Origin of the sequence: Micromonospora sonchi (genome assembly GCF_014646235.1) — a bacterium.
Taxonomy (GTDB): domain Bacteria; phylum Actinomycetota; class Actinomycetes; order Mycobacteriales; family Micromonosporaceae; genus Micromonospora; species Micromonospora sonchi.
Genome location: NZ_BMNB01000006.1, coordinates 38,332 through 59,393 on the forward strand (window position 1 = coordinate 38,332; position 21,062 = coordinate 59,393).

Genomic DNA, 21,062 nt, shown 5'->3' on the forward strand with positions numbered 1-21,062 from the left:
GTGGGCGCGATCACCGGAACGTTCAAGGGCTTCGGGGTCACCTTCTCGCACATGTTCAGGAAGGTCGTCACCACCGACTACCCGTTCAAGCCGCCGACGCCGGCACCCCGTTACCACGGGCGGCACATCCTCAACCGGTACCCGGACGGGCTGGAGAAGTGCATCGGCTGCGAGCTGTGCGCCTGGGCGTGCCCGGCGGACGCGATCTACGTCGAGGGTGGCGACAACACCGACGAGCAGCGGTTCTCGCCGGGTGAGCGGTACGCCAGCGTCTACCAGATCAACTACGCCCGGTGCATCTTCTGCGGGCTCTGCATCGAGGCCTGCCCCACCCGCTCGTTGACCATGAGCAACGAGTACGAGCTGGCCCGGGACAACCGGCAGGACCTGATCTTCACGAAGGAGCAGTTGCTGGCGCCGCTGCTGCAGGGAATGGAACAGCCGCCGCACCCGATGCGCCTGGGCGACAGCGAGAAGGACTACTACGTCGACAGTCTGACCAACCCGGGCACCTCGGCCGGGGCCGAGCGCTCGCCGATGGGGCCGGGCCGCTACCAGGTGGACGAGCACCCTGGCGTCACCTTCCCCGGTGCCGAGCAGGCCGCCCAGCGGGCCGCGGCGGAAAAGGGAGAGACGGCATGACCACGTCGACGGTGCTCGCCGCCGCGGGGGCGGTCTCCGGCGGCGAGGCGGTGACCTTCTGGATCCTCGCCCCGCTCGCGCTGGCCGGCGCGATCGGCATGGTCGCCGCCCGCAACGCCATACACTCGGCGCTCTGGCTGGTGCTGACCATGCTCAGCCTGGGCGTGTTCTACGTGCTCCAGGCGGGGCCGTTCATCGGCATGGTGCAGATCATCGTCTACACCGGCGCGATCATGATGCTCTTTCTGTTCGTGCTGATGCTGGTGGGCCGGGACGCCTCGGATTCATTGATCGAGGTGTTGCGCGGCCAGCGCATCGCCGCGATCGGCCTGGGGATCGGCTTCGCCGCCCTGCTCGGCAGCGGGATCCACCGGGCCACCCAGGGCGCCCCGCCGGCCGGTCTGGAGCAGGCCAACGCGGGCGGGAACGTGCAGGGCATCGCCCGGCTGCTCTTCACCGACTACCTTTTCGCGTTCGAACTCACCGCGGCGCTGCTGATCACCGCCACCATCGGCGGCATGATCCTGGCGCACGTCGAGCGGCGCAAGGAGGACAAGCGCGACCAGGTGGCCACCATGAAGGCCCGCTTCGCGCCCGGCAACTACCCCGGCCCCAAGCCCGGCCCGGGTGTCTTCGCCACCTCCTCGTCGGTCGCCACCCCGGCCCGGCTGCCAGACGGGCGGCTGAGCGACCTGAGCACGCCGGACATCCTTCCGCTGCGGGAGTTGACCGCCGAGGAGTCCTCGCTGAAGGGCACGGAAAAGTGAGCGACTTCTTCTCGGTCGAGCCGAACTACTACCTGGTCCTCGCCGTGGTGCTGTTCACCATCGGCGCCGCCGGGGTGCTCGTGCGGCGCAACGCGATCGTGCTGTTCATGTGCGTCGAGCTGATGCTCAACGCGGCCAACCTGGCGCTGGTCACGTTCAGCCGGATGAACGGTGACCTCAACGGCCAGATCATGGCGTTCTTCGTGATGGTGGTGGCGGCGGCCGAGGTCGTGGTCGGGCTGGCCATCATCATGGCGATCTTCCGCTCCCGGCGCTCCGCCAGCGTCGACGACGCCAACCTGTTGAAGTATTAGAGGGGCCCACCGGTGGACGAAATCTTGACGTACGCCCAGGCTGCTCCGGCCGAGACGGTCTCGTACGCGACGGCCGACGGCCTGCTGAGCAGCGTCTGGCTGCTGGTGGCGATCCCGCTGGTCAGCGCGGTGGTGCTGCTGCTGCTCGGTCGGCGGGCCGACCGTTGGGGGCACTGGCTCGGCGTGGCGGCGGTGGGTGCCGCGTTCCTGCTCGGCCTGGCCTCCTTCCTCGGCCTGCGTGGCCTGGAGAACAAGTCGGTCCAGCTGAGCCTCTGGGACTTCATCGTGGTCGGCGGCCTGCACGTCGACTTCGGCCTGCTGTTCGACCCGCTGGCCGGGGTCTTCGTTCTGCTGATCACCGGCGTGGGCTTCCTGATCCACCTGTACGCGGTCGAGTACATGGCCACCGACACGGGCCGGCGGCGGTTCTTCGCGTACTTCAACCTGTTCATCGCGGCCATGCTGTTGCTGGTTCTCGGCAACAACTACGTGATGCTGTACTTCGGCTGGGAGGGCGTCGGTCTGGCGTCGTACCTGCTGATTTCCTTCTGGTACACCAGGCCGGCCGCGGCCACCGCCGGCAAGAAGGCGTTCCTGATGAACCGGGTCGGCGACGCCGGCCTGGCGATCGCCATCTTCATCATGTTCGCCACCCTGGGCACCACCCAGTACGACGAGGTGTTCAACAACGTCGGCGCGCTGGCCGGCGGCACCGTGCTGGTGCTCGGCCTGCTGCTGCTGCTCGGCGCGGCCGGCAAGTCCGGTCAGTTCCCGCTGCAGGCGTGGCTGCCGGACGCGATGGAGGGCCCGACCCCGGTGTCGGCGCTGATCCACGCCGCGACGATGGTCACCGCCGGCGTCTACCTGATCGCCCGCTCCAACCCGGTCTTCTCGGCCAACAGCACGCTGCAACTGGTGGTGGTCAGCGTCGGCGCGCTGACCCTGCTGCTCGGCGCGATCATCGGCTGCGCCAAGGACGACATCAAGCGGGTGCTGGCCTGGTCGACGGTGAGCCAGATCGGCTACATGTTCCTCGGCGTCGGCCTGGGCGGTGCGGCGTACGGGCTGGCCATCGTGCACCTGCTGGCGCACGGCTTCTTCAAGGCCAACATGTTCCTCGGCGCCGGCTCGGTGATGCACGGCATGTCCGACCAGGTGGACATCCGCCGCTTCGGCGGCCTGTCGAAGTACATGAAGATCACCTGGCTGACCTTCGGCGCCGGCTGGCTGGCCATCATCGGCATGATCCCGTTCTCCGGCTACTGGTCCAAGGAACCGATCATCGCCGCCGCCTTCCAGCGGGAGGACTGGACCGCCTGGCTGTTCGGCGGCGCGGCGGTGCTCGGTGCCGCGCTGACCGCGTTCTACATGACCCGACTGTTCGTGCTCACCTTCCACGGGCCGAAGCGCTGGACCACGGACATCGAGCACCCGCACGAGTCCCCGCCGCTGATGACCGTCCCGCTGATCCTGCTCGGCCTCGGCTCGCTGGGCGCCGGCTGGCTGCTGGCCACCTCGGTTCCCGACTGGCTGACCGCCACCGGTGGCCTCGCGGCCACCGAGGCGCACCCCGAGTCGGTGCTGCCGCACGGGGTGATCGTCGGATTGTCGCTGGGGGTCACGGTGCTCGGTGTGGCGCTCGGCTGGTTCCTGTTCCGCAACGGCACGGCGACCGCGCCGCAGCCGGCCGGGGTGCTGGTCACCGCCGCCCGCAAGAACCTCTACACCGACACGGTCAACGAGGCGGTCTTCGAGAAGCCGGGCATCTTCCTCACCCGGGCGCTGGTCTACCTGGACAACCGGGGCATCGACGGGCTGGTCAACGGGCTCGCCGCCGGGGTCGGCGGTGGCTCGGGTCGGCTCCGGCGGTTGCAGACCGGTTTCGTCCGGTCGTACGCCACCTCGATCCTGACCGGCGCGCTGCTGGTGATGGCCGCGTTCCTGGCCGTACAGGCGGGGTGGTTGACGTGATCGACCTCAGGAGGCTGTCGGCCTCTCAGGCGGCCGTTCTCGACGGACCGCGCTTCGACGACGGAGGTAAGGCCGCATAATGTCCGACTTCCCGTTCCTCTCGGTGCTCACCGCGGCGCCGCTGGTCGGCGCAGTGGTGGTCGCCCTCATGCCGCGCAGCCGGCCGACCCTGGCCAAGCAGGTCGCGCTCGGCTGGTCGCTGCTGGTGCTGGCGCTGTCGGTGGTCATGTGGGTGACCTGGCAGGTTGACGGCAAGCGCTTCCAGTTCCGCGAGTCGTACCCGTGGATTCCGAACTGGGGCGTCAACTTCACCTTCGCCGCCGATGGCATCGCGCTGGTCATGCTGATGCTGATCGCGGTGCTGGTGCCGCTGGTGATCCTGGCCTCCTGGCACGACGCCGAGTCCTCGAAGCGCTCGGTGCCGGCCTACTTCGCACTGCTGCTCGTCCTCGAATGCACGATGCTCGGCGTCTTCGCCGCCGCCGACGTCTTCCTGTTCTACGTGTTCTTCGAGGTCATGCTGGTGCCGATGTACTTCCTCATCGGCAGCTACGGCGGCCACCAGCGGCAGTACGCGGCGGTCAAGTTCTTCCTCTACTCCCTGGTCGGCGGCCTGTTCATGCTGGCCGCGGTGATCGGCCTCTGGGTGGTCGGTGGCAAGACCTTCGACTGGGTGGCGCTGTCGGAAGTGGACATCTCCACCGGTGCGGAGCGCTGGCTCTTCCTCGGGTTCTTCATCGCCTTCGCGATCAAGGCGCCGTTCTTCCCGTTCCACACCTGGCTGCCGGACGCCGGTGGCGCGGCGCCGGCGGGTGCCGCCGCGCTGCTGGTCGGCGTGCTGGACAAGGTCGGCACCTTCGGCATCATCCGCTACTGCCTGCCGCTCTTCCCGGACGCGGCCCAGTGGTTCGCGCCCTGGGCGCTGGCGTTGGCGCTGGTCGGCATCATCTACGCCGCGCTGCTGGCGGTCGGCCAGAACGACCTGAAGCGACTGGTGTCGTACACGTCGATCGCCCACTTCGGCTTCATCGGCGTGGGCATCTTCGCCTTCACCACCCAGGCCGGCACCGGCGCGGTGCTCTACATGCTCAACCACGGGCTCGCCACCGGCCTGCTCTTCCTGGTGGTGGGCATGCTGATCGCGCGCCGCGGATCGGCGCTGGTCAGCGACTTCGGTGGTGCCGGCAAGCTGGTCCCGCTGCTGGCCGGGGTGCTTCTCTTCGCCGGTCTCGCCTCGCTGGCGCTGCCCGGTACCGCGCCGTTCGTCTCCGAGTTCCTGGTGCTGATCGGCACGTTCACGGTGAACAAGCCGGTCGCCGTGATCGCCACGCTGGGCATCATCCTGGCTGCGGCGTACGTGCTGTGGATGGTGCAGCGCACCACCCAGGGAACGCTGAACCCGGCACTGACCGAGATCGACGGCATGAAGCGGGACCTCAACCTGCGCGAGAAGGTCGTGGTCGCCCCGCTGATCGCGCTGATCGTGCTGCTCGGCTTCTACCCGAAGCCGGTGACGGACGTGATCAACCCTGCCGTCCAGGCGACCATGGAGGACGTCGGCCGCACTGACCCGGCCCCGTCGGTAGACACCGTCCAGGAGGCGAGCCGATGACCGAGTTCGAACTGCCGCCGATCGACTATGCGGCAATCGCACCCATTTTGATCATTATGGGCGCGGCGGTGCTCGGAGTGCTGGTCGAGGCGTTCGTGCCCCGGCGGCTGCGGCACCCGGTCCAGCTGCCGCTGGCGCTGCTGGCGGTGCTCGCCGCGCTGACCATGGTGGTGGTCAACGCCGACAAGCGGGTGATCACCTTTGGTGTGATCGCCATCGACGGCCCGACGCTGTTCCTGCAGGGCGCGATCCTGGCGCTGTCGGCGGTGGCGCTGCTGCTGGTCGGTGAGCGGGCGATCGAGCGCGGCGGGGCGTTCGTCGCCCAGGCCGCCATCACCGCGGACTCGCCCGACGACCGGCGGCAGGCCGAGCGGGCCGGCGGCGCCGGTGAGGTCTACCCGCTGGTCACCTTCGCCGTCGGCGGCATGCTGATTTTCGTGTCGGCGAACGACCTGCTGACCATGTTCATCGCCCTCGAGGTCTTCTCGCTGCCGCTCTACCTGCTCTGCGCGCTGGCCCGTCGCCGGCGGCTGCTGAGCCAGGAGGCGGCGATGAAGTACTTCCTGCTCGGCGCGTACGCCTCGGCCTTCTTCCTGTTCGGGCTGGCGCTGCTCTACGGCTTCACCGCCGGCATGGGCGACCGCCAGGCCGGGGTCGACTTCGCCACCATCCACGCGGCGGTGGCCGACTCGACGCAGAGCCCGGTGCTGCTCTTCGCTGGCATGGCGCTGGTCGCGATCGGCCTGCTGTTCAAGGCGGCTGCCGCGCCGTTCCACGTCTGGGTGCCGGACGTCTACCAGGGTGCGCCGACCCCGATCACCGGCTTCATGGCGGCCTGCACCAAGGTCGCCGCCTTCGGTGCGCTGCTGCGGGTGTTCCACGTCGCCTTCGAGGGGGCCCGCTGGGACTTCACCCCGGTGCTCGGTGCGGTGGCGGTGCTCACCATGGTGGTGGGCGCGGTGCTCGCGGTCACCCAGACCGACATCAAGCGGCTGCTGGCGTACTCCTCCATCGCCAACGCCGGGTACCTGCTGGTCGGTGTGCTGGCGCCGGGCCCGGAGGGGCTCTCCGGCACCATGTTCTACCTGGTCGCGTACGGCTTCACGGTGCTGGCCGCGTTCGCGGTGGTTACCCTGGTGCGCGACGCCGACGGGGAGGCCACCCACCTGTCCCGCTGGGCCGGGCTCGGTCGGCGCTCGCCGCTCTACGCCTCGGTCTTCACCTTCATCCTGCTCGCCTTCGCGGGCATCCCGCTGACCAGCGGCTTCATCAGCAAGTTCGCGGTGTTCGCGCCTGCTCTGGACGGTGGGCACGCCTGGCTGGTGATCGCCGGTGTGCTGACCAGCATGGTGCTGGCCTTCCCCTACCTGCGGGTCGTGGTGATGATGTGGCTCTCGGAGCCGGGCGAGGCGACCCCGACCGTGACCGTGCCCGGCGGGCTGACCTCGGCGGCACTGGTGATCGGGGTGATCGCCACCCTGGTGCTCGGCGTCGTGCCGGGGCCGCTGCTCGACCTGGCGACCGGAGCCGCGGACTTCGTCCGGTAGCTGCGAAAACCGATCCCCGGGAGGGCCGGCCCCACACCTGTGGGCCGGCCCTCGCCGCGCCTCCCCGGTCCGGTGCAGGTAGAGCCCGTGTGGCATGGTGGAGACGTGGTGATTCGGGGTGACGAGCGTGCAGGTGCCACCGGTTCCGGCGGCCGCCGGGGCGGGGGCGGCGCGGTGCAGTTCAGCGCGCTCGGCCTTCGTCTCGCCGACGCCCGCACCGAGGAATCCGTGCGGGGTCTGCTAAAGGCCGTCGAGGCGGAGCTGCGGGACACCGTCGCCAGTGCCGATCCGTTCGTGACCGAGGCGGCCCGGCATCTGGTCGAGGCTGGCGGCAAGCGGTTCCGGCCGCTGCTGGTGGCGCTGGGTGCCCAGTTCGGCGATCCGACCCGCGCGGAGGTCGTGTCGGCCGCCGTGGTGGTGGAGCTGACCCACCTCGCGACGCTGTACCACGACGACGTGATGGACGAGGCCTCGGTGCGCCGGGGGGCGCCGAGCGCCAACTCCAGGTGGACCAACTCGGTGGCCATCCTGGTCGGCGACTACCTCTTCGCCCGGGCGGCGGACGTCTCCGCCGAGCTGGGCACCGAGGCGGTACGCCGGCAGGCGCGCACCTTCGCCCGGCTGGTGCACGGCCAGATCGCCGAGACCGTCGGTCCGCGCCCCGGCGACGACCCGGTGGCCCACTACCTGCACGTGATCGCGGAGAAGACCGGCTCGCTGATCGCCACCAGTGCGCATTTCGGCGGCCTGTTCAGCGGGGCTGCACCGGAGCACGTGGCGGCGCTGGCCGGCTACGGCGAGACCATCGGGGTGGCGTTCCAGCTCTCCGACGACCTGCTCGACATCGCCAGCGAGTCGGCGGAGTCCGGCAAGACGCCCGGCACCGACCTGCGCGAGGGCGTGCCGACCCTCCCGGTGCTCTACGCCCTCGCGTCGGACGACGCGGACGCCGCGTCCGTGCGACTGCGGGAGATCCTGGCCACCGGCCCACTGACCGACGACGCCCTGCACGCCGAGGCGCTCGGCCTGCTCCGCGAGAGCCCGGCGCTCAAGCGCGCCCGGGAAACCGTCCGTAGCTACGCCGAGGACGCCCGCGCCCACCTGGCACCCCTGCCGGACACCCCCTCCCGCCAGGCTCTCGAATTCCTCTGCGACCACATCGCCGACCGCACCAACTGATCCCGCCAATCCCGCCAATCCCGCGTTGATCATGAGGTTGGCGGCGATGTCGATCTCCCTGACTGCCGCCAACCTCATGATCAATGGAGCGGGGTGGGCGGGGTGGGGAGGAGGCGGGTGGCGGTGAGCATCAGGGTGGCGGCGGCCAGCATGGTGGCCGCGGCGGTGAGCCACATCGTGGGGTAGCCGGAGGTGGCGGCCAGGGGGCCCAGGGTGAGGGGGCCGAGGCAGCCGCCCGCGTACACGCCGGTCTGGGTGATCGAGGTGGCGGCGGCCGGGGCCTGCGGATGCAGCCGGACCACCGCGAAGTTCATCAGCCCCGGCCACGACCAGCCCAGACCGAAGCCGAGCAGTACGCCGACCACCAGCGGCCCGGAGCCGGCCAGCGCGAGCAGGCCCAGCCCCACGGCGCCGACGACCAGCATGCCGGCGATCACCGTCACCTGCCCTCCGGCGCGGCGGTCGGCCAGCCAACCGGCACCGACCCGGGCGGCGACGCAGACCGCGCTGCCCAGGGTCAGGGTGAGCCCGGCGAGGGCCGGTTCGAGCCCCCGGTCGACCGAGGCGTCCACCACGAAGGTGCCGAGCGCGTTCGCCGCGCCCGCGGCCAACGTCGCGGCCACGCCGACCACGACCAGGCCCAGCGTCGCGCTGCCGGCCCGGCCGCTCGGCCGTCGGGTGGGCAGCGGCCCCTGGGCCGGTACGGCGGGCAGCGCGGCCAGCGCGGCGCCAGCGGCGGCCACGAACGCCCACCGCCAGCCGACGGTGAGCGCCAGGCCGGGTACCGCCGCGCCGGCCAGCAGCGTGGAGACGGGAATCGCGGCCTGCTTGACGCCGAACGACAGGCCCTGCCGCCGCGCCGGCACGTGGCGGGCCAACAGGGCGTTGCTGGAGAGCTGACCGAGCGCGTTGGCGGTGCCGGCGGCGGCCAGCAGGCCGACCAGCATCGGGTAGGACCGGGCCAGGGTCGCCACGGCGAGCAGGCAGCCGGCCGAGACCAGGACGCCGGCGCGGGCCACCACCGCACCGCCCCAGCGCTCGACCAGGGCTCCGCAGGGGACCGAGGCGAGCGCGCTGACTCCGAAGTAGGCCGCCACGACCAGCCCGAGCCCGGCGGGCGAGAAGCCCAACTCCTCCCGCATCTGCACGGCGAGGCCGCCGACCAGGAAGACCGGCAGTACGCAGGCGATGGTGACGGCGACGGCGACCGCGCTGGTCCGGACGGGATGTGCGACGGGTTCCTGACTGCGAATGGAGGCGGGGTGGGGCATGGTGGGGCCAACCTATGCCAGCCACATCTCGGCGACGGAAAGTGCGGCCGAAATCACCTCGCGTACGCGATGATCTTGGATGGTCACCCGATCAGGCATTTCGCGACCGGCCACTTTTTCATATGGTGTAAGTCCCCGGTGGCGGAGGTGGTTGTGCGTGACCCCCTGGCGGAACCTTCGGATCTGATCCGGAGCGTCTCCCGCGCACTGCGAGTGCTCGAGTCGGTCGGTCGTGCCCCCCGTGGGCTCACGGTGAAGCAGATCGCCCGGCGGTGCGAGCTGACCGTGGCGACCACGTACCACCTGGTCCGCACCCTCGCGTACGAGGGCTATGTGATCCGCCGGGAGGACGGCACGTACATCGTGGGCCTGGAGGTCGCCGACCGCTACCGCGAACTGGTCGCCGCGTTCCGTGGTTCGCCCGCGATCGGGGAGAACCTGCGCCGGACGGCCCTGGAGACCGGTTGGAGCCACTACCTCGGCCGGTTCGTGGGTGGCCAGGTGGCGATCACCGCCGTGGCGGAGGGAAACCGCTCGCCGCACCTGGAGGAACTCGTCCCCGGGTTCGACGAGGGGGCGCACGCGACCGCGCTGGGCAAGGCCCTGCTCGCCACGCTCACCGCCGAGCAGCGCCACCGCTACCTGCGCGACTACGGCATGCGCCCGTTCACCAGCGCCACCCTGACCAGCCCGGAGGCGTTCGAGGCCGACCTGGCCGCGGGGGAGCGGCGCGGGATGCAGTTGGAGATGGGCCAGTACCGGCAAGGGGTGGCCTGTGCCGCGGTGCTGATCAGCCCGGACAAGGAGATGGAACGGCGGACGGTGCTGGCCTGCGCGCTACCGGCCAGCGAGATGATGACCACCGCCCGGGTGGTCCGGACGAAACTGCTCGCCGTGGCCCGTACCCTCGCCGACTGTTTGGCCGCGGAGAGCTGAACACGACGGCCCTCTCCCCGGTGGGGAGAGGGCCGTCCGGTCGCCGGGTCAGCTACCGATCGGTCCGCCGTCCAGCCGCCAGGTGGCTGTCCGAGACGAACTTGTAGAGGTAGTCGAAGCGCTCGTCGCCGGAGAGCACCGTGCCCCAGGGGGTCACCCCACCGGATCAGCACGGCGTGGTCGTAGCCGTTGGGCACCACGAAGGTGTCCAGGCGTCGCGACTGCCGTGGCGGGCGGGGGGTGCCCAGCAGCGGTAGAAGTGCCCCGATCTGAACCGGCGGTGAACCCCCCGCTGGGATGCCGAGGTCGAGCTGGGGCTGAACCGATCGGCGTGACCGCACGTATCACTGGTCGTAACGCCGCGCCCGCTCACGCGAGAGCGAGGAGAGGACCATCAGCGACAACGACGCCCACCTGCTGCGCGCCCTGCACGACGAGCACGGCGAGGCGCTGTACGCGCACGCCCTGCGGCTGGTCAACGGTGACCGGCAGCGGGCCGAGGACCTGGTGCAGGAGACGCTGCTGCGGGCCTGGCGGCATCCGGAGTCGCTCGACCCCCGTCGGGGCTCGGTGCGCGCCTGGCTCTTCACCACGGCGCGCAACCTCGCCATCGACGCCTGGCGGCGGCGCTCGACCCGCGTCGGCGAGGTCTACACCGACGAGCTGCCCGAGCCACCGGAGGTGGTCGACGAGACCGAACGCGCCGTCGAGGCGTGGACCGTCGCCGAGGCGCTCAACCGGCTCAGCCCGTCCCATCGAGATGTCCTGGTCGAGTGCTTCTACCAGGGACGATCGGTGGCCGAGGCGGCTTCCCGGCTCGGCGTGCCGCCGGGCACGGTGAAGTCCCGGACGCACTACGCCCTGCGCTCACTACGGTTGGTCCTGGCCGAGATGGGGGTGACCGGATGAGCCGCTGCGACTTCGCGTACGACGACGGGGCGTACGTGCTGGGCGCCCTCTCGCCCGCCGACCGGGCGGCCTACGAACGGCACCTCGCCGACTGCCCCGCCTGCCAGCAGTCGGTATCCGAGATCGCGGTACTGCCCGGCCTGCTCGGCCGGCTGGATCCGGACAGCCTGGAGCAGTTCCTCCCGCCACCGGAGAACCCCCGGGTGCCCGAGCTGCTCAACACCGCGCGCGAACGCCGGCGCCGCGAGCGGCAGGCCCACCGCCTGCGGTACGCGGTCACCGGCCTGGCGGCGGCCGCGTTCGCGTTGATCGTCGGCTTCGGCGTGGCCACGGTGCTGCCCGGCGAGCAGCCGGCCACGCCGCCGCCGGTGGCCCAGCTGCTGATGGTCGAGATGGAACCGGTGGCCGGGGTGGTGCCGGTGCACGCCGAGATCGGCTTCCGGGGCACCGACTGGGGCACCGAGGTGACCATGCACTGTGGGTACGACGAGCGGGCCGGCTACGGCAAGGCGCACGCCTTCCGGCTGGTGGCGCATGCCGCGGACGGCAGGACGGAGCAGCTCGGCTCGTGGCGGGCCGCTCCCGGCGACGACCTGCGGATCACCGCGGCGACCCAGTTCACCAACGCCGAGCTGGTTCGCCTGGAACTGATCCGTGCCGACGGCACGCCCGTCCTCGCCTACGACGTCCGCTGATCCGCTGCCGGCCGGGGGCACCCGGCTTGCATCAGCGGGGAGTGGGTAGCGCGTCCGGTGCGGTGACGAGGGCGGCGGCCAGGCGCGCGCGGCGGGAGAGCCGGGCGTGCCGGACGGCGTCGGCGGTGAAGACGATCAGAGCGAGCCAGACCAGAGCGAAACCGGCCAGGCGGGCCGGCGGCATCGGCTCGTGGAAGATGAGCACCCCCCAGCCCAGCTGGAGGACCGGGGTCACGTACTGGATCATCCCCAGGGCGGTCAGCGGAAGCCGGTTGGCGGCGCCGGCGAAGAGCAGCAGCGGGATGGCGGTCATCGCGCCGGCCAGCACCAGCAGCGCCGTGTGCCCGGCCGAGACGTGGCCGAAGGCGACGTCGCCGGTCGCCGTGAGCCAGCCGAGGTACGCCAGCGCGGGCAGGGCCAGTACGGCCGACTCGACGAACAGGCCCTCGGCGGCGGGCAGGCCGAGCCGCTTCTTCACCAGGCTGTACCCGCCGAAACTGAAGGCCAGCGTCAGCGCGAGGTACGGCAGCTGGCCGTAGTCGACGGTCAGCACGGCCACCGCCAGCGCGCCGACGCCCAGTGCGACCCACTGCGCGGGACGCAGCCGTTCGCGCAGCACCAGCACCCCGAGCAGGACCACCACCAGCGGATTGATGAAGTACCCGAGAGCGGTCTCCACCACCCGGTCGGAGTTGACGCCGTAGATGTAGGTGAACCAGTTGAGCCCGATCAGGGCGGCGGCGGCGCCGATCCCGGCCAGGACACGCGGCCGGCGTCCCAGCGTCCGCAGAAAACCGATGTTGCGCATCGCGGCCAGCAGCAGGGCGACGAACGCGACCGACCAGACCACCCGGTGGGCCAGGATCTCCAGCGGACCGGCCGGGCGGAGCAGCTTGAAGTAGAGCGGGAAGAACCCCCAGAGCAGGTACGCACCGAGGCCGTAGAGGTATCCGAGGCGGAGCGGGGTCACGGCTCCACGCTAAGGGGCTGGCTTGTCGGCTGATCCTTGCCGGTGAGCGGGCTCACGGCCGGGGTGCGCCGGTCGAGTTCCATCCAGTGCTCGGCGCGTACCGGTCCGAAGCCGACTTTCGCGTACACCCCGTGCGCGTCGACGGTGGCCAGCAGCAGCCGGCGTACGCCCAGAGCGGCCAGGTGGTCGCGGACCGTGCCGGCCAGCCAGGTGCCCAGCCCGCGACCCCGCTCGGCGCGGTCGACGTAGACGTCGCAGAGGTAGCCGAAGGTGGCCCGATCGGTGATCACCCGGGCGACGGCGACCTGTCTGCCGTCCACTGGGCGGTACACGCCGAAGCCGATCGAGCCGGCGAACGCCGTCCGCACCGTTTCGCGGTCCCGCCCGAGCGCCCAGTACGCGTCGGTGGCGAGCCAGTGGTGCACCAGATCCAGGTCGAGCAGGTCCGGGTCGATGCTGATCGTGTAACCGTCGTCGCGACTTCGGGTGAACACCGGCTTTACGCTACCGGGGTGGTTGCCGCCCCGTGGAACGGCAACCACCCTCGCGGATCTCGACGAGGAGCCCGTTGCGGCAGGATGCCGGGCGGTCAGTCGCGGTCGAGGACAGCGCCGAGGATCCAGGTGACGACACCGACGAAGAGCGCGCCCAGCACGGCGGCCGGCCAGAAGCCGTCCACGTCGAACGGGAGCCCCACCTGGTCGGCGATCCAGCCGGTGAGCAGGAAGAGCAGGCCGTTGACCACGATTGCGATCAGGCCGAGGGTGAGCAGGTAGAAGCCGCACCCGACGGTCTTGATGATCGGCTGGAGCACCCCGTTGACCACCCCGAAGATGATCGCGACGAGGACCAGCGTCAGCACCGTCTCGCTGACCGATTCCGTGTCGAGCGAGATGCCGGGAATGACCAGTGTGGCCAGCCAGAAGGCCACCGCGGTGGCACCGATCCGGATCAGTAGACCTTTCAGAAAACCCATGGCGGGCATGGTGTCATGGCCGGACTACTGGCGGAACCCGCGCGATCGCCGGCTGGTCAACGCCGGGACGGGCGGCCGATCAGCTGTGCCTCGATGGGGGTGCCGGCGAGCATCGCCCAGCGCAGGGCCCGCCGATTCACCACGGCCACCATGTCGTGCCGGATCCGGGTCAGCCACTGCGCGGACTCGCCGAGCCCCAGCGCGGTTCCGGCGATGGCCGCCTCCGCCTGGCTCAACGGCTGGAGCACCGCCAGGTCGGCCCGGCCCAGCGCGTCGGCGTCGGCCGGGGTGAGTTTGTCGCGTACCAGCAGGGTGGTCTGCCAGGCGACGCCCGGCCGTGGACCGGTCGGTGGCGGCGCGTCCAGCACCACGAGCAGCGGGGCCAGCGGCGTCACCGGCTCAGCCGGCACCGGTCGCCCCGGCGGGAGCAGCGGGATCGTCCTGCCCGGCCTGCTCATCGCGCGGACGAACGGTTCCCAGGCGTGTGGCCGGGTGGTCTGGACGATCACCCGGGCGCCGAGCGCCAGCGTGCGCATTGCCACCAGTTGGGCGGCGGGTAGCCCGCCGACGAGCATCACCCGGGTGCCCACCGGCCGGAACAGCCGGACGGTCACGGCGTTGCCGTGCCGGTTGGCGCCCAGCATCAGCCCGGCCGACCCGTGTGGCAGCACCAGCTCCGCCGGGCCGGGGATCGGGCTCGTCCCGGACCGGGCCAGCGGCAGGGTGGCGGCGAGGCCGGCCAGGTGCGCCCCGTCGAGGCGCTCCACCGCGCCGCCACCGGTTGCCACCACCCGGCGTAACGCCTGGGCGGCAGCGGACAGCTCCGCAGCGGTCACCGCGCTGAGGCGTACGGTCAGCCCGATCGACGTCGGCCGGTCGGTCCCGGCGTGCAGCGACACCGTGGTCGTGGTCGCCGGCAAGGCCAGCAGCCGGGGCACCAGTCGGGGTGCGGCGTCCGCTGTCGGCCACTTCCGTAGCCGGAAGGTGGTCTGCAACAACCCGCCGGACCGGACGGCCTGCCAGGACTCCCGCACTTCTTGCCCGTCGTGATGGGCGAACTCGGCGAGTATCCGCAGCGCCGGTTCCTCGCCCAGGGGTCGGACGGTCACCGGTGCCAGTCGGCGGACGAGCCGGCGTACGGTGCCGGCGAGAACCTGCCGCAGCGCCTCCTCCGGCCAACCCTCCATCCGGGACACCCGTACGGCCAGCACCGCCCGTTCCCAGCCGGCCAGACGCCCGTCGGTGAGCTGCCGGTACGAGGTGGCCGCCGGACCGCCCCCGACGCCGACCGCCGGGGCCGCCGCGGCGGCCAGCACCAGCTGAACCCCCACGGACGGGGCCGGCTCGGCGCTCGCCGGCAGCAGAGCGGCCGGGGACGGTAGCTGCCGTGCCCCGTCACCGAGCAGGTCGGCCGGATCACCGATCTCCAGCAGCGCCACCAGGCCATCCGGGTCGTCGAGCAGCACGACCGGGGACCCGGCCAGCTCCACGGAGCGGAGCACACCGCCCGGGTGCACCAGGTCGAGCAGTGCCCTCGGCCCGGCGTCCACAGTGATCGCGCGTCGGCGGGTCAGGTAGCCCAGGCCGATGCCCAGCCACTCGTACAGCCACCGTTGCCGGATCCGGCACCAGGCCAGGGCGAGCAGCAGCGCCGCCGACAGGGCCGCCGCCAGCGTCGGCAGCGCACCCCGGCCGACTGTGGCGACGAGCGCGGCCAGCGCCACCTGGGCGGTGGCGACCTGCCCGGCCCTCGGCCGGCGAACCGGCCAGTGGTCACCGTGCCGCCGCTGTGCCGCCGGGATCCGCTGCCCGGTCGAGGGTGGCGGGTTGGGCGGCGCCGTGGGTGGGGCCGTCGCCGGGCGGGTCGGGGTGTCGGTCGTCGCCACCGCTCCTCCTCGCCCCGATCACCCGCCGCAACCTCGCTGACGCACATGGTAGCGGCGCTCCTGGAAGCGTTGTCCACAGGGGAGGCCGAGGGGGTAGCAGAAATGCGACAACGCCGCTACCGTCAGCGACGAGTTCTCGTTGGCCCGTCCCACGTCGCGCTCGTCCTCCGGCGTCGTGGGTGGTGCACCCCCACCGCAGGGCCAGCCACGATCGAGAGACGAGGTGACGTCGGGGTGTCCCAGACCCAGGCAGAGGCCGCGGTGATGCAGCAGACCGCGGTGAAGTTCGAGCAGGTGGACCAGTCGTTGCAGTCGATGCTCAGCGGATTGTTGGCCCAACTGGAGGTCCTCCAGCAGGCCTGGCGCGGAGCGGGCGGCCGCTCGTTCGAGCAGGTCAAGCAACAGTGGGCGCAGGATCAGGCGAGCCTGCAGCAGGCGCTGCGGGAGACCGCGGGCGCGATCCGGACTGCCGGCACCCACTACGACGCGTCGGACGCCGAGGCGGCCAGTCGGGTGTCCGCCACCAACCGCGGCGGCATCCAGCTGCCGCTCTAGACCACAACTGAGGGGGAGACATCCGATGGAGCACGGTGTGCTGGTCGTCAACTTCGCCGCGCTGCAGCAGGCCAGCGCGGACATCCAGCGGGCGTTGAACACGCTCGAGTCGCAGCTCGGCCAACTGGAGCGCGACGCCGCCCCGCTGGTGGCCACCTGGTCCGGCGAGGCGCAGCAGGCGTACGAGCAGCGGCAGGCCCGGTGGCGCAACGCCTCGCAGGATCTCCAGGCGATGCTGCGCGACATCAAGGTGGCGGTGGACGAGTCCGCGGCCGACTATCTCGACACCGAGAAGAAGAACGTCGGGCTGTTCCAGTGATCGGACGCCGGCCGCCCTCGGCCGGCGTCCGTCCACCATCGATCGAAAGCGCCGGCGGGATACCCGATCCGGCCGCCGTGCTCAGCGCGGGTCGGCGGGGCGCCACCGCCGGCGGGCACCGGCGGGCACGATCACGGCCGCCAGCGCGATGGCGACTGCCACCAGCACACCGGCGATGGCCAGCCACACCGCCCGCTGCCGGGTGCTGGCCCGCCGGGCCTGCTGTGCGAGCAGCGCCGGATCGACCCGATCATCGGCGAGTGCGGCGGCCGGTCCGGTGGGGGCCGGGACGCCGCCGGCCTCGGTGACCGCCCGGTACGGGTTGAGTACGCCCGCGCCGTACCCCCCGTCGGGGGCCGGATCGGCGGTGGCGACGATCCGGGTGGCCACCTCCGCGGCGGTCAGCTCGGGACGATACTGGCGCAGCAGCGCCGCGGTGGCGGCCACGAAGGGCGCCGCATAGCTGGTCCCCTCGGCCCGGTGATGGCCTCTGCCGGGAGCCGCGATCAGCACGTCCGTGCCCGGGGCGACCAGGTCCAGGTAGGAACCGGCCTGGGAGAAGTCGGCCCGAACCCCGTCCGCGCCCACCGCGCCGACCCCGAGCACCCCGTCGTACGCGGCCGGGTAGGGACGCGGGTCACCGCTGCCGTGCAGGTTCCCGGCGGCGGCGACCACCACCACGTCCCGCGCGACCGCGTCGGCGACCGCCGCCCGCACCGCCGGATGGTCGGCGTACAGCACGACGGAAAGGTTCAGCACGTCGGCGTCGTTCTCCACCGCCCAGCGGATCGCACGGGCGAAGTCGTCCGGTCCGACCGTACGCCCCGCGCCGCGGCCGTCCACGACCTGCTGCTCACTGACGCGCACCGGCAGGATCCGGACGTCCGGGGCCAGCCCACGGAAGGCGATCCCGTCCTGCGGCGCGGCGGCGATGACGCTCGCCACCCCGGTGCCGTGGCCGACACAGTCCAGGGTCCCGTCGCCGCCCGGATCGAGCAGGTCGACACCGGTCAGCACCCGCCCGGCGAGCTGGGGGTGCCGCCGGTCCACGCCCGAGTCGACCACCGCCACGGTCACTCCCGAGCCGGTGGCCAGCGGCGACAACCGCTCCGGGGCGTACCGCTGCTGAGGCCACGGGACGGCGGAGATCGGCCGGACCGGGGCTGGTGGTGACGATGCGCAGTGCGGCGCGGCCCTCGCCCCGGCCAGCTCTGGCGTGCCGACCGTTGGGCCGGCCAGCAGACCGACGGCCAGACCCGTGAGGATCAGGCGAGCGCTGCACCGGGACATCGACCGCCTCCGTATCGTGGCGACACCGGAACGGGATGTTATCTCCTCCAATGCCACCCGGCGCCCCACCGCCGGGGTGACATTGTGATCTTAGGGTCACCTTGTAGGTTGTAACCGGCACCTGTGACCTGTGCCCGGGAGGAGGGGTGGCCGTGACCAGTTGGGAGCCGGCCACCGAGGCCGAGGCGGCGATGCGGGACGCGCTGCGCAGCAACGATCAGCAGCTCTATTTCCGCATTTTGTCCCGTGTCGAGCTGCTGTTGCCGATCGCGGCCGAGGTGCCGGGCCGCGCGCCGGTGGGTTGGGGCACCTGGACCACCGGTGGCCGCACCCACGTGCTGGCGTTCACCTCCATCGAGGCGGTACGGGCCTGCCTCGGTGAGCACGCCGGGCCCAACCGGCGCATCGGCTACCCGGAGCTGGCCGCGAACTGGCCGAATCACGAATGGTGGCTGGCGGTCAATCCCGGTCTGCCCGTCGAGGGCTACCTGCCTGCCTGGTACGTCACCCAACTGTCCCGTGGCGACGTACGGCTGCCCGGCCGGACGGTGGGCGCGCGGGCCCGCCTGGAACGCGTCGAGGCGCTGAACCGGTCGCGTGCCGCCGGCACGGCTGGACCAGCCGCCCAGCGGGCCCCGGAGGTCCGGGCACCGGACCAGCGACCGGCCGATGTGGGCCCGCCGCCGGTGGTCCCCGCGGCCTTCCATCTTCCCGAGGTGCCCCTGCCGGCGCCGAGCACGCTCGCCGACCCGCACCGCTCGCAGCCTGCCGGCTCGGCACCCGGGCAACCGGACGCCGGCCGGACCGCTCCCGCCAGCCCCCGGCCGGCCGGCGTTGACCGGTCGGCTCCGCCGGGCGCTGCCGGGGTGGGTCACCGTGGCGGCGTGGGTCTTCCGGTCGGCGGCGTGCGGCCGGACGGCCCGGGTGCTCTGCCTCCGCGCCGGCCGATGCCGCCCCGTGGCGAGGAGGTTGCCTCTCCGGGGCAGGGGTGGCCGGCCCCGCCCGAACGATCCGGGCCGCCGGCCAACGGGGGGCCCGCGGAGCCCGGTGTCGACCAGGTGGGCAGGCGATCGTTCTTCGAACCGGCGGCGGCAAGGCCCGCTCCCCGAGGCGACCGGCTCGCCGATCGGGCCACCCCACCGTCGCGGCTGGGGCGCAGCGGGCAGCCGTTCCCACGGCGTGGGTCGGCCGCGGGGCCGCCCGGCGCGGGTGAGCCGCGAGCCTTCGTCTTCACCGACGACGACCGCTCCGGCACCGCAGCTCGACCGCAGCCGGGCGGGGAGGTCACCCAGCCGCTGGCGTCGCAGGCCGGTTCCGCGTCGGAGCCGACCCGTCCGCTGGGGCTGGCTCCCGAGGTCGGTCCGACGGCCCTGCCGGGCGCGAACCCCACCGGCACGGAGGCGACCCAATCGCTGCCCCGCCGCCGACCAACGGAGCCTGCGGAGGAGTCGCCGTCGATCGCGGAGCCGGTCTCCGGCCCGCCCGCGCCACGGCGTGGTTTCACGCCGATCGTCATCGAGGGCACCATCATCGAGGCCCGGGACCTGACCGCGACACCGCCCTTCGAGGACCACCCGCCCCCGCCCGCCAGGGACACCCGAACGGATCCGCCCGAGGCCGACGTGCCGCTGGGCAGCGGCGCCGGGGCCGACGCCGAGCGGACCGTGCCGGTGCCGACGGTCGAGCCGGAGCGGACCGTGCCGATCTCACCGTCGTCCATCGGGGTGCCGGCGGAGCCGACCGTGCCGATCTCACCGTCGTCCATCGGGGTGCCGGCCGAGCCGACCGTGCCGATCTCGCAGGTTGCCCCCGAGCCGCGTGTCGGCGTCCAGGCGGAGCCCACCGCGCCGGCGCCGGCGGCACCGGCGGCCGTCGTGGCCGATTTCCAGCCGGCCAACGAGGTGGAGAAGGAACTGCTCAGCGCGGCGAACGCCGGAAACACCGACACCTTCCTGTCCACACTGCTGCTGGCTCAGGTCCTGATGCCGGTGGCCGCCGACTCCGCACCGGGCAGCCGACCCGGCGACCCGGGCTTCGTCTGGCCGGCCGTACAACTGGACGGCCAGACCTTCGTCCTGGGCTACACCTCGCCGCGGCGCTTCGCCGACCACACCGACCCGGACGCCGACACGATCCAGGTCCGCTTCGTCCAGCTGATCCGCCGGTGGCCCGACCCGTCGTGGTCGTTCGCGGTCAACCCTGGTACGCCGGTCGGGGCGAAGCTGCCCGGTGAGCAGATCGTCGGGCTGGCCAACTGGGCGACCGAGTTGGGCCTGGGCGACGACCCGGAGAGCGAGCCCGAGCCGAGCATCGACCCACCGACGCCGTCAAGCGGCCAACGGAAGAAGGCCGCACCGGTGGCTGACCCCGCCCGGCCGATCGTCATGCAGAAGGCGGTCGCGCCGAGCCAACTCGGCTACTACCTGGAACGGGGCTACGACCGGGTCTCCGGTTTCGTGCACCGGGCGACCGAGCTGGCCCACCTCACCACCCCTGCCCAGTTGTACCGCGCGCTCGGCCTGCAGCATCCGGAATCGCCGTTCACTTCGGACGCCGACGAGATCTACGTGCTGCGGTGGCCTGCGTACCGGCCCAGCCTCTACCGGATCCCCTACGGTGGGCAGAACGAGGCCGCCATGCGGGCCATGGAGGGCTGGGTCATCGAGCGCCCGCCGTTCCGGGGCAACGGCTTCGCGCCCGGTGAGAGCAGCGATGTCCTGGCGGAGTTCAAGGTGGACAGTGTCCGGCTTCCGCACGGCGCACAGTTGCTGCGCCTCGGCGCGGACGGGACGGAACGCCTGGTCGCCGTCCTCGACGCCGACACGCTTTCCTGGCGACGGGCCGGTGAGCAGTGATGCGTGACGGCTACGTGGCCCGCTGGCGGGGCCGGGAATACCATGCCAGCCCGGACGGCGGCGAGGTCCGGCTCTACCGGCCGGAGCCGGGCGACGGCTTCGCCGAGGTGCGGCCCGGCCGGAACGTCCGGGTCGTGCCGGCCGCCGAGATCGAGGAACTGGCGTACGTCCGGACGACCTGCACCTGGAAGGGTGAACCGTTCATCGTGCTCGGGGAGCACGAGGGCTGGCTGCGGGTCGAGTACACCGGTGGACGCTGGCCGGTCGCCCAGGCGATGCGCCTGGAAGCCTTCGACTTCGGCGTCTATCAGGGGTGGGCCCCCGCCACAGAGGTCACCGACCTGCGGGAACAGCGGATCTGAACCGCC

General features: G+C 72.0%; 19 protein-coding genes and 2 pseudogenes. 15 read left to right on the forward strand and 6 right to left on the reverse strand.

Annotated features, from left to right (window positions below; genetic code table 11):
* The 7 genes from nuoI (at nucleotide 1) to IEY61_RS08270 (ending at nucleotide 8,032) form a co-directional block, all read left to right on the forward strand.
* Complete coding sequence (gene nuoI, locus IEY61_RS08240) at nucleotides 1-642, forward strand: NADH-quinone oxidoreductase subunit NuoI (protein ID WP_189042174.1); 642 nt, start codon at nucleotides 1-3, stop codon at nucleotides 640-642.
* Nucleotides 639-1,409, forward strand: a complete 771-nt coding sequence (locus IEY61_RS08245) for an NADH-quinone oxidoreductase subunit J (RefSeq protein ID WP_189042176.1) — start codon at nucleotides 639-641, stop codon at nucleotides 1,407-1,409. The genes nuoI and IEY61_RS08245 overlap by 4 nt, the downstream gene beginning before the upstream one ends.
* Nucleotides 1,406-1,723, forward strand: a complete 318-nt coding sequence (gene nuoK, locus IEY61_RS08250) for an NADH-quinone oxidoreductase subunit NuoK (RefSeq protein ID WP_189042178.1) — start codon at nucleotides 1,406-1,408, stop codon at nucleotides 1,721-1,723. Before IEY61_RS08245 ends, nuoK begins: the two co-directional genes overlap by 4 nt.
* 12 nt (nucleotides 1,724-1,735) lie before the next feature.
* Nucleotides 1,736-3,694 carry an NADH-quinone oxidoreductase subunit L gene (gene nuoL / locus IEY61_RS08255; protein ID WP_189042180.1) on the forward strand — a complete coding sequence of 653 codons (1,959 nt, stop codon included), beginning with the start codon at nucleotides 1,736-1,738 and terminating at the stop codon, nucleotides 3,692-3,694.
* 79 nt (nucleotides 3,695-3,773) lie between these two features.
* Nucleotides 3,774-5,306 (forward strand): NADH-quinone oxidoreductase subunit M, encoded by a 1,533-nt coding sequence (locus IEY61_RS08260; protein WP_189042183.1) that lies wholly within the window; start codon nucleotides 3,774-3,776, stop codon nucleotides 5,304-5,306.
* Nucleotides 5,303-6,853 (forward strand): NADH-quinone oxidoreductase subunit NuoN, encoded by a 1,551-nt coding sequence (gene nuoN / locus IEY61_RS08265; RefSeq protein ID WP_189042185.1) that lies wholly within the window; start codon nucleotides 5,303-5,305, stop codon nucleotides 6,851-6,853. Before IEY61_RS08260 ends, nuoN begins: the two co-directional genes overlap by 4 nt.
* Nucleotides 6,854-6,958: 105 nt before the next feature.
* Nucleotides 6,959-8,032 (forward strand): polyprenyl synthetase family protein, encoded by a 1,074-nt coding sequence (locus IEY61_RS08270; protein ID WP_189042187.1) that lies wholly within the window; start codon nucleotides 6,959-6,961, stop codon nucleotides 8,030-8,032.
* Nucleotides 8,033-8,112: 80 nt separating this feature from the next.
* Here IEY61_RS08270 and IEY61_RS08275 read toward each other — a convergent pair whose 3' ends face one another.
* The gene (locus IEY61_RS08275; protein WP_189042189.1) at nucleotides 8,113-9,303 is read right to left on the reverse strand and encodes an MFS transporter; all 1,191 of its coding nucleotides are present in this window, start codon (nucleotides 9,301-9,303) and stop codon (nucleotides 8,113-8,115) included.
* Nucleotides 9,304-9,456: 153 nt separating this feature from the next.
* Here IEY61_RS08275 and IEY61_RS08280 point away from each other — a divergent pair, with 153 nt between their 5' ends.
* The 3 genes from IEY61_RS08280 to IEY61_RS08290 all read left to right on the forward strand — a co-directional run bounded on the left by IEY61_RS08280 (nucleotide 9,457) and on the right by IEY61_RS08290 (nucleotide 11,843).
* Nucleotides 9,457-10,239: an IclR family transcriptional regulator gene (locus tag IEY61_RS08280; protein ID WP_189042191.1), complete on the forward strand. Its 783-nt coding sequence runs from the start codon at nucleotides 9,457-9,459 to the stop codon at nucleotides 10,237-10,239.
* Between the two features lie 414 nt (nucleotides 10,240-10,653).
* Nucleotides 10,654-11,148: a sigma-70 family RNA polymerase sigma factor gene (locus IEY61_RS08285; RefSeq protein ID WP_229705778.1), complete on the forward strand. Its 495-nt coding sequence runs from the start codon at nucleotides 10,654-10,656 to the stop codon at nucleotides 11,146-11,148.
* Complete coding sequence (locus IEY61_RS08290; protein ID WP_189042193.1) at nucleotides 11,145-11,843, forward strand: zf-HC2 domain-containing protein; 699 nt, start codon at nucleotides 11,145-11,147, stop codon at nucleotides 11,841-11,843. Before IEY61_RS08285 ends, IEY61_RS08290 begins: the two co-directional genes overlap by 4 nt.
* Nucleotides 11,844-11,874: 31 nt before the next feature.
* Here IEY61_RS08290 and rarD read toward each other — a convergent pair whose 3' ends face one another.
* From rarD to eccE, 4 genes are all read right to left on the reverse strand, one after another.
* Complete coding sequence (rarD, locus tag IEY61_RS08295; protein ID WP_189042195.1) at nucleotides 11,875-12,813, reverse strand: EamA family transporter RarD; 939 nt, start codon at nucleotides 12,811-12,813, stop codon at nucleotides 11,875-11,877.
* The gene (locus IEY61_RS08300; protein WP_189042197.1) at nucleotides 12,810-13,307 is read right to left on the reverse strand and encodes a GNAT family N-acetyltransferase; all 498 of its coding nucleotides are present in this window, start codon (nucleotides 13,305-13,307) and stop codon (nucleotides 12,810-12,812) included. The genes rarD and IEY61_RS08300 overlap by 4 nt, the downstream gene beginning before the upstream one ends.
* A gap of 95 nt (nucleotides 13,308-13,402) precedes the next feature.
* The gene (locus IEY61_RS08305; RefSeq protein ID WP_189042199.1) at nucleotides 13,403-13,789 is read right to left on the reverse strand and encodes a phage holin family protein; all 387 of its coding nucleotides are present in this window, start codon (nucleotides 13,787-13,789) and stop codon (nucleotides 13,403-13,405) included.
* 56 nt (nucleotides 13,790-13,845) lie between these two features.
* A complete protein-coding gene (gene eccE, locus IEY61_RS08310; RefSeq protein ID WP_229705761.1) occupies nucleotides 13,846-15,675 on the reverse strand; it encodes a type VII secretion protein EccE in 1,830 nt (609 codons plus the stop codon).
* Between the two features lie 234 nt (nucleotides 15,676-15,909).
* Between eccE and IEY61_RS08315 the strand changes: the two genes are divergently transcribed.
* The gene (locus tag IEY61_RS08315; RefSeq protein ID WP_189042201.1) at nucleotides 15,910-16,230 is read left to right on the forward strand and encodes a WXG100 family type VII secretion target; all 321 of its coding nucleotides are present in this window, start codon (nucleotides 15,910-15,912) and stop codon (nucleotides 16,228-16,230) included.
* Nucleotides 16,231-16,255: 25 nt separating this feature from the next.
* Nucleotides 16,256-16,549 carry a WXG100 family type VII secretion target gene (locus IEY61_RS08320; RefSeq protein WP_189042203.1) on the forward strand — a complete coding sequence of 98 codons (294 nt, stop codon included), beginning with the start codon at nucleotides 16,256-16,258 and terminating at the stop codon, nucleotides 16,547-16,549.
* Between the two features lie 81 nt (nucleotides 16,550-16,630).
* Here the strand turns inward: IEY61_RS08320 and mycP are convergent, their stop codons facing one another.
* Nucleotides 16,631-17,839 carry a type VII secretion-associated serine protease mycosin gene (mycP, locus tag IEY61_RS08325; protein WP_189042205.1) on the reverse strand — a complete coding sequence of 403 codons (1,209 nt, stop codon included), beginning with the start codon at nucleotides 17,837-17,839 and terminating at the stop codon, nucleotides 16,631-16,633.
* A gap of 152 nt (nucleotides 17,840-17,991) precedes the next feature.
* Between mycP and IEY61_RS08330 the strand changes: the two are divergent.
* From IEY61_RS08330 to IEY61_RS08335, 3 genes and pseudogenes are all read left to right on the forward strand, one after another.
* Nucleotides 17,992-20,145 (forward strand): annotated as a pseudogene (locus IEY61_RS08330) (SseB family protein); the annotation flags it as partial.
* Nucleotides 20,146-20,214: 69 nt separating this feature from the next.
* Nucleotides 20,215-20,694: pseudogene (locus tag IEY61_RS32285) on the forward strand (SseB family protein); the annotation flags it as partial.
* Nucleotides 20,691-21,056, forward strand: coding sequence for a UCP033725 family protein (locus IEY61_RS08335; RefSeq protein WP_189042210.1), 366 nt, complete (start codon nucleotides 20,691-20,693; stop codon nucleotides 21,054-21,056). The pseudogene IEY61_RS32285 and the gene IEY61_RS08335, both read left to right, overlap by 4 nt.
* Nucleotides 21,057-21,062: the final 6 nt, after the last annotated feature.

Excerpts from the sequence above, each read along its gene's own strand:
- IEY61_RS08275 (WP_189042189.1), bottom strand. The coding sequence starts at position 9,303 with ATGCCCCACCCCGCCTCCATTCGCAGTCAGGAACCCGTCGCACATCCC.
- IEY61_RS08260 (WP_189042183.1), top strand. The coding sequence starts at position 3,774 with ATGTCCGACTTCCCGTTCCTCTCGGTGCTCACCGCGGCGCCGCTGGTC.
- IEY61_RS08245 (WP_189042176.1), top strand. The coding sequence starts at position 639 with ATGACCACGTCGACGGTGCTCGCCGCCGCGGGGGCGGTCTCCGGCGGC.
- mycP (WP_189042205.1), bottom strand. The coding sequence starts at position 17,839 with ATGTCCCGGTGCAGCGCTCGCCTGATCCTCACGGGTCTGGCCGTCGGT.
- nuoN (WP_189042185.1), top strand. The coding sequence starts at position 5,303 with ATGACCGAGTTCGAACTGCCGCCGATCGACTATGCGGCAATCGCACCC.
- IEY61_RS08290 (WP_189042193.1), top strand. The coding sequence starts at position 11,145 with ATGAGCCGCTGCGACTTCGCGTACGACGACGGGGCGTACGTGCTGGGC.
- IEY61_RS08305 (WP_189042199.1), bottom strand. The coding sequence starts at position 13,789 with ATGGGTTTTCTGAAAGGTCTACTGATCCGGATCGGTGCCACCGCGGTG.
- IEY61_RS08320 (WP_189042203.1), top strand. The coding sequence starts at position 16,256 with ATGGAGCACGGTGTGCTGGTCGTCAACTTCGCCGCGCTGCAGCAGGCC.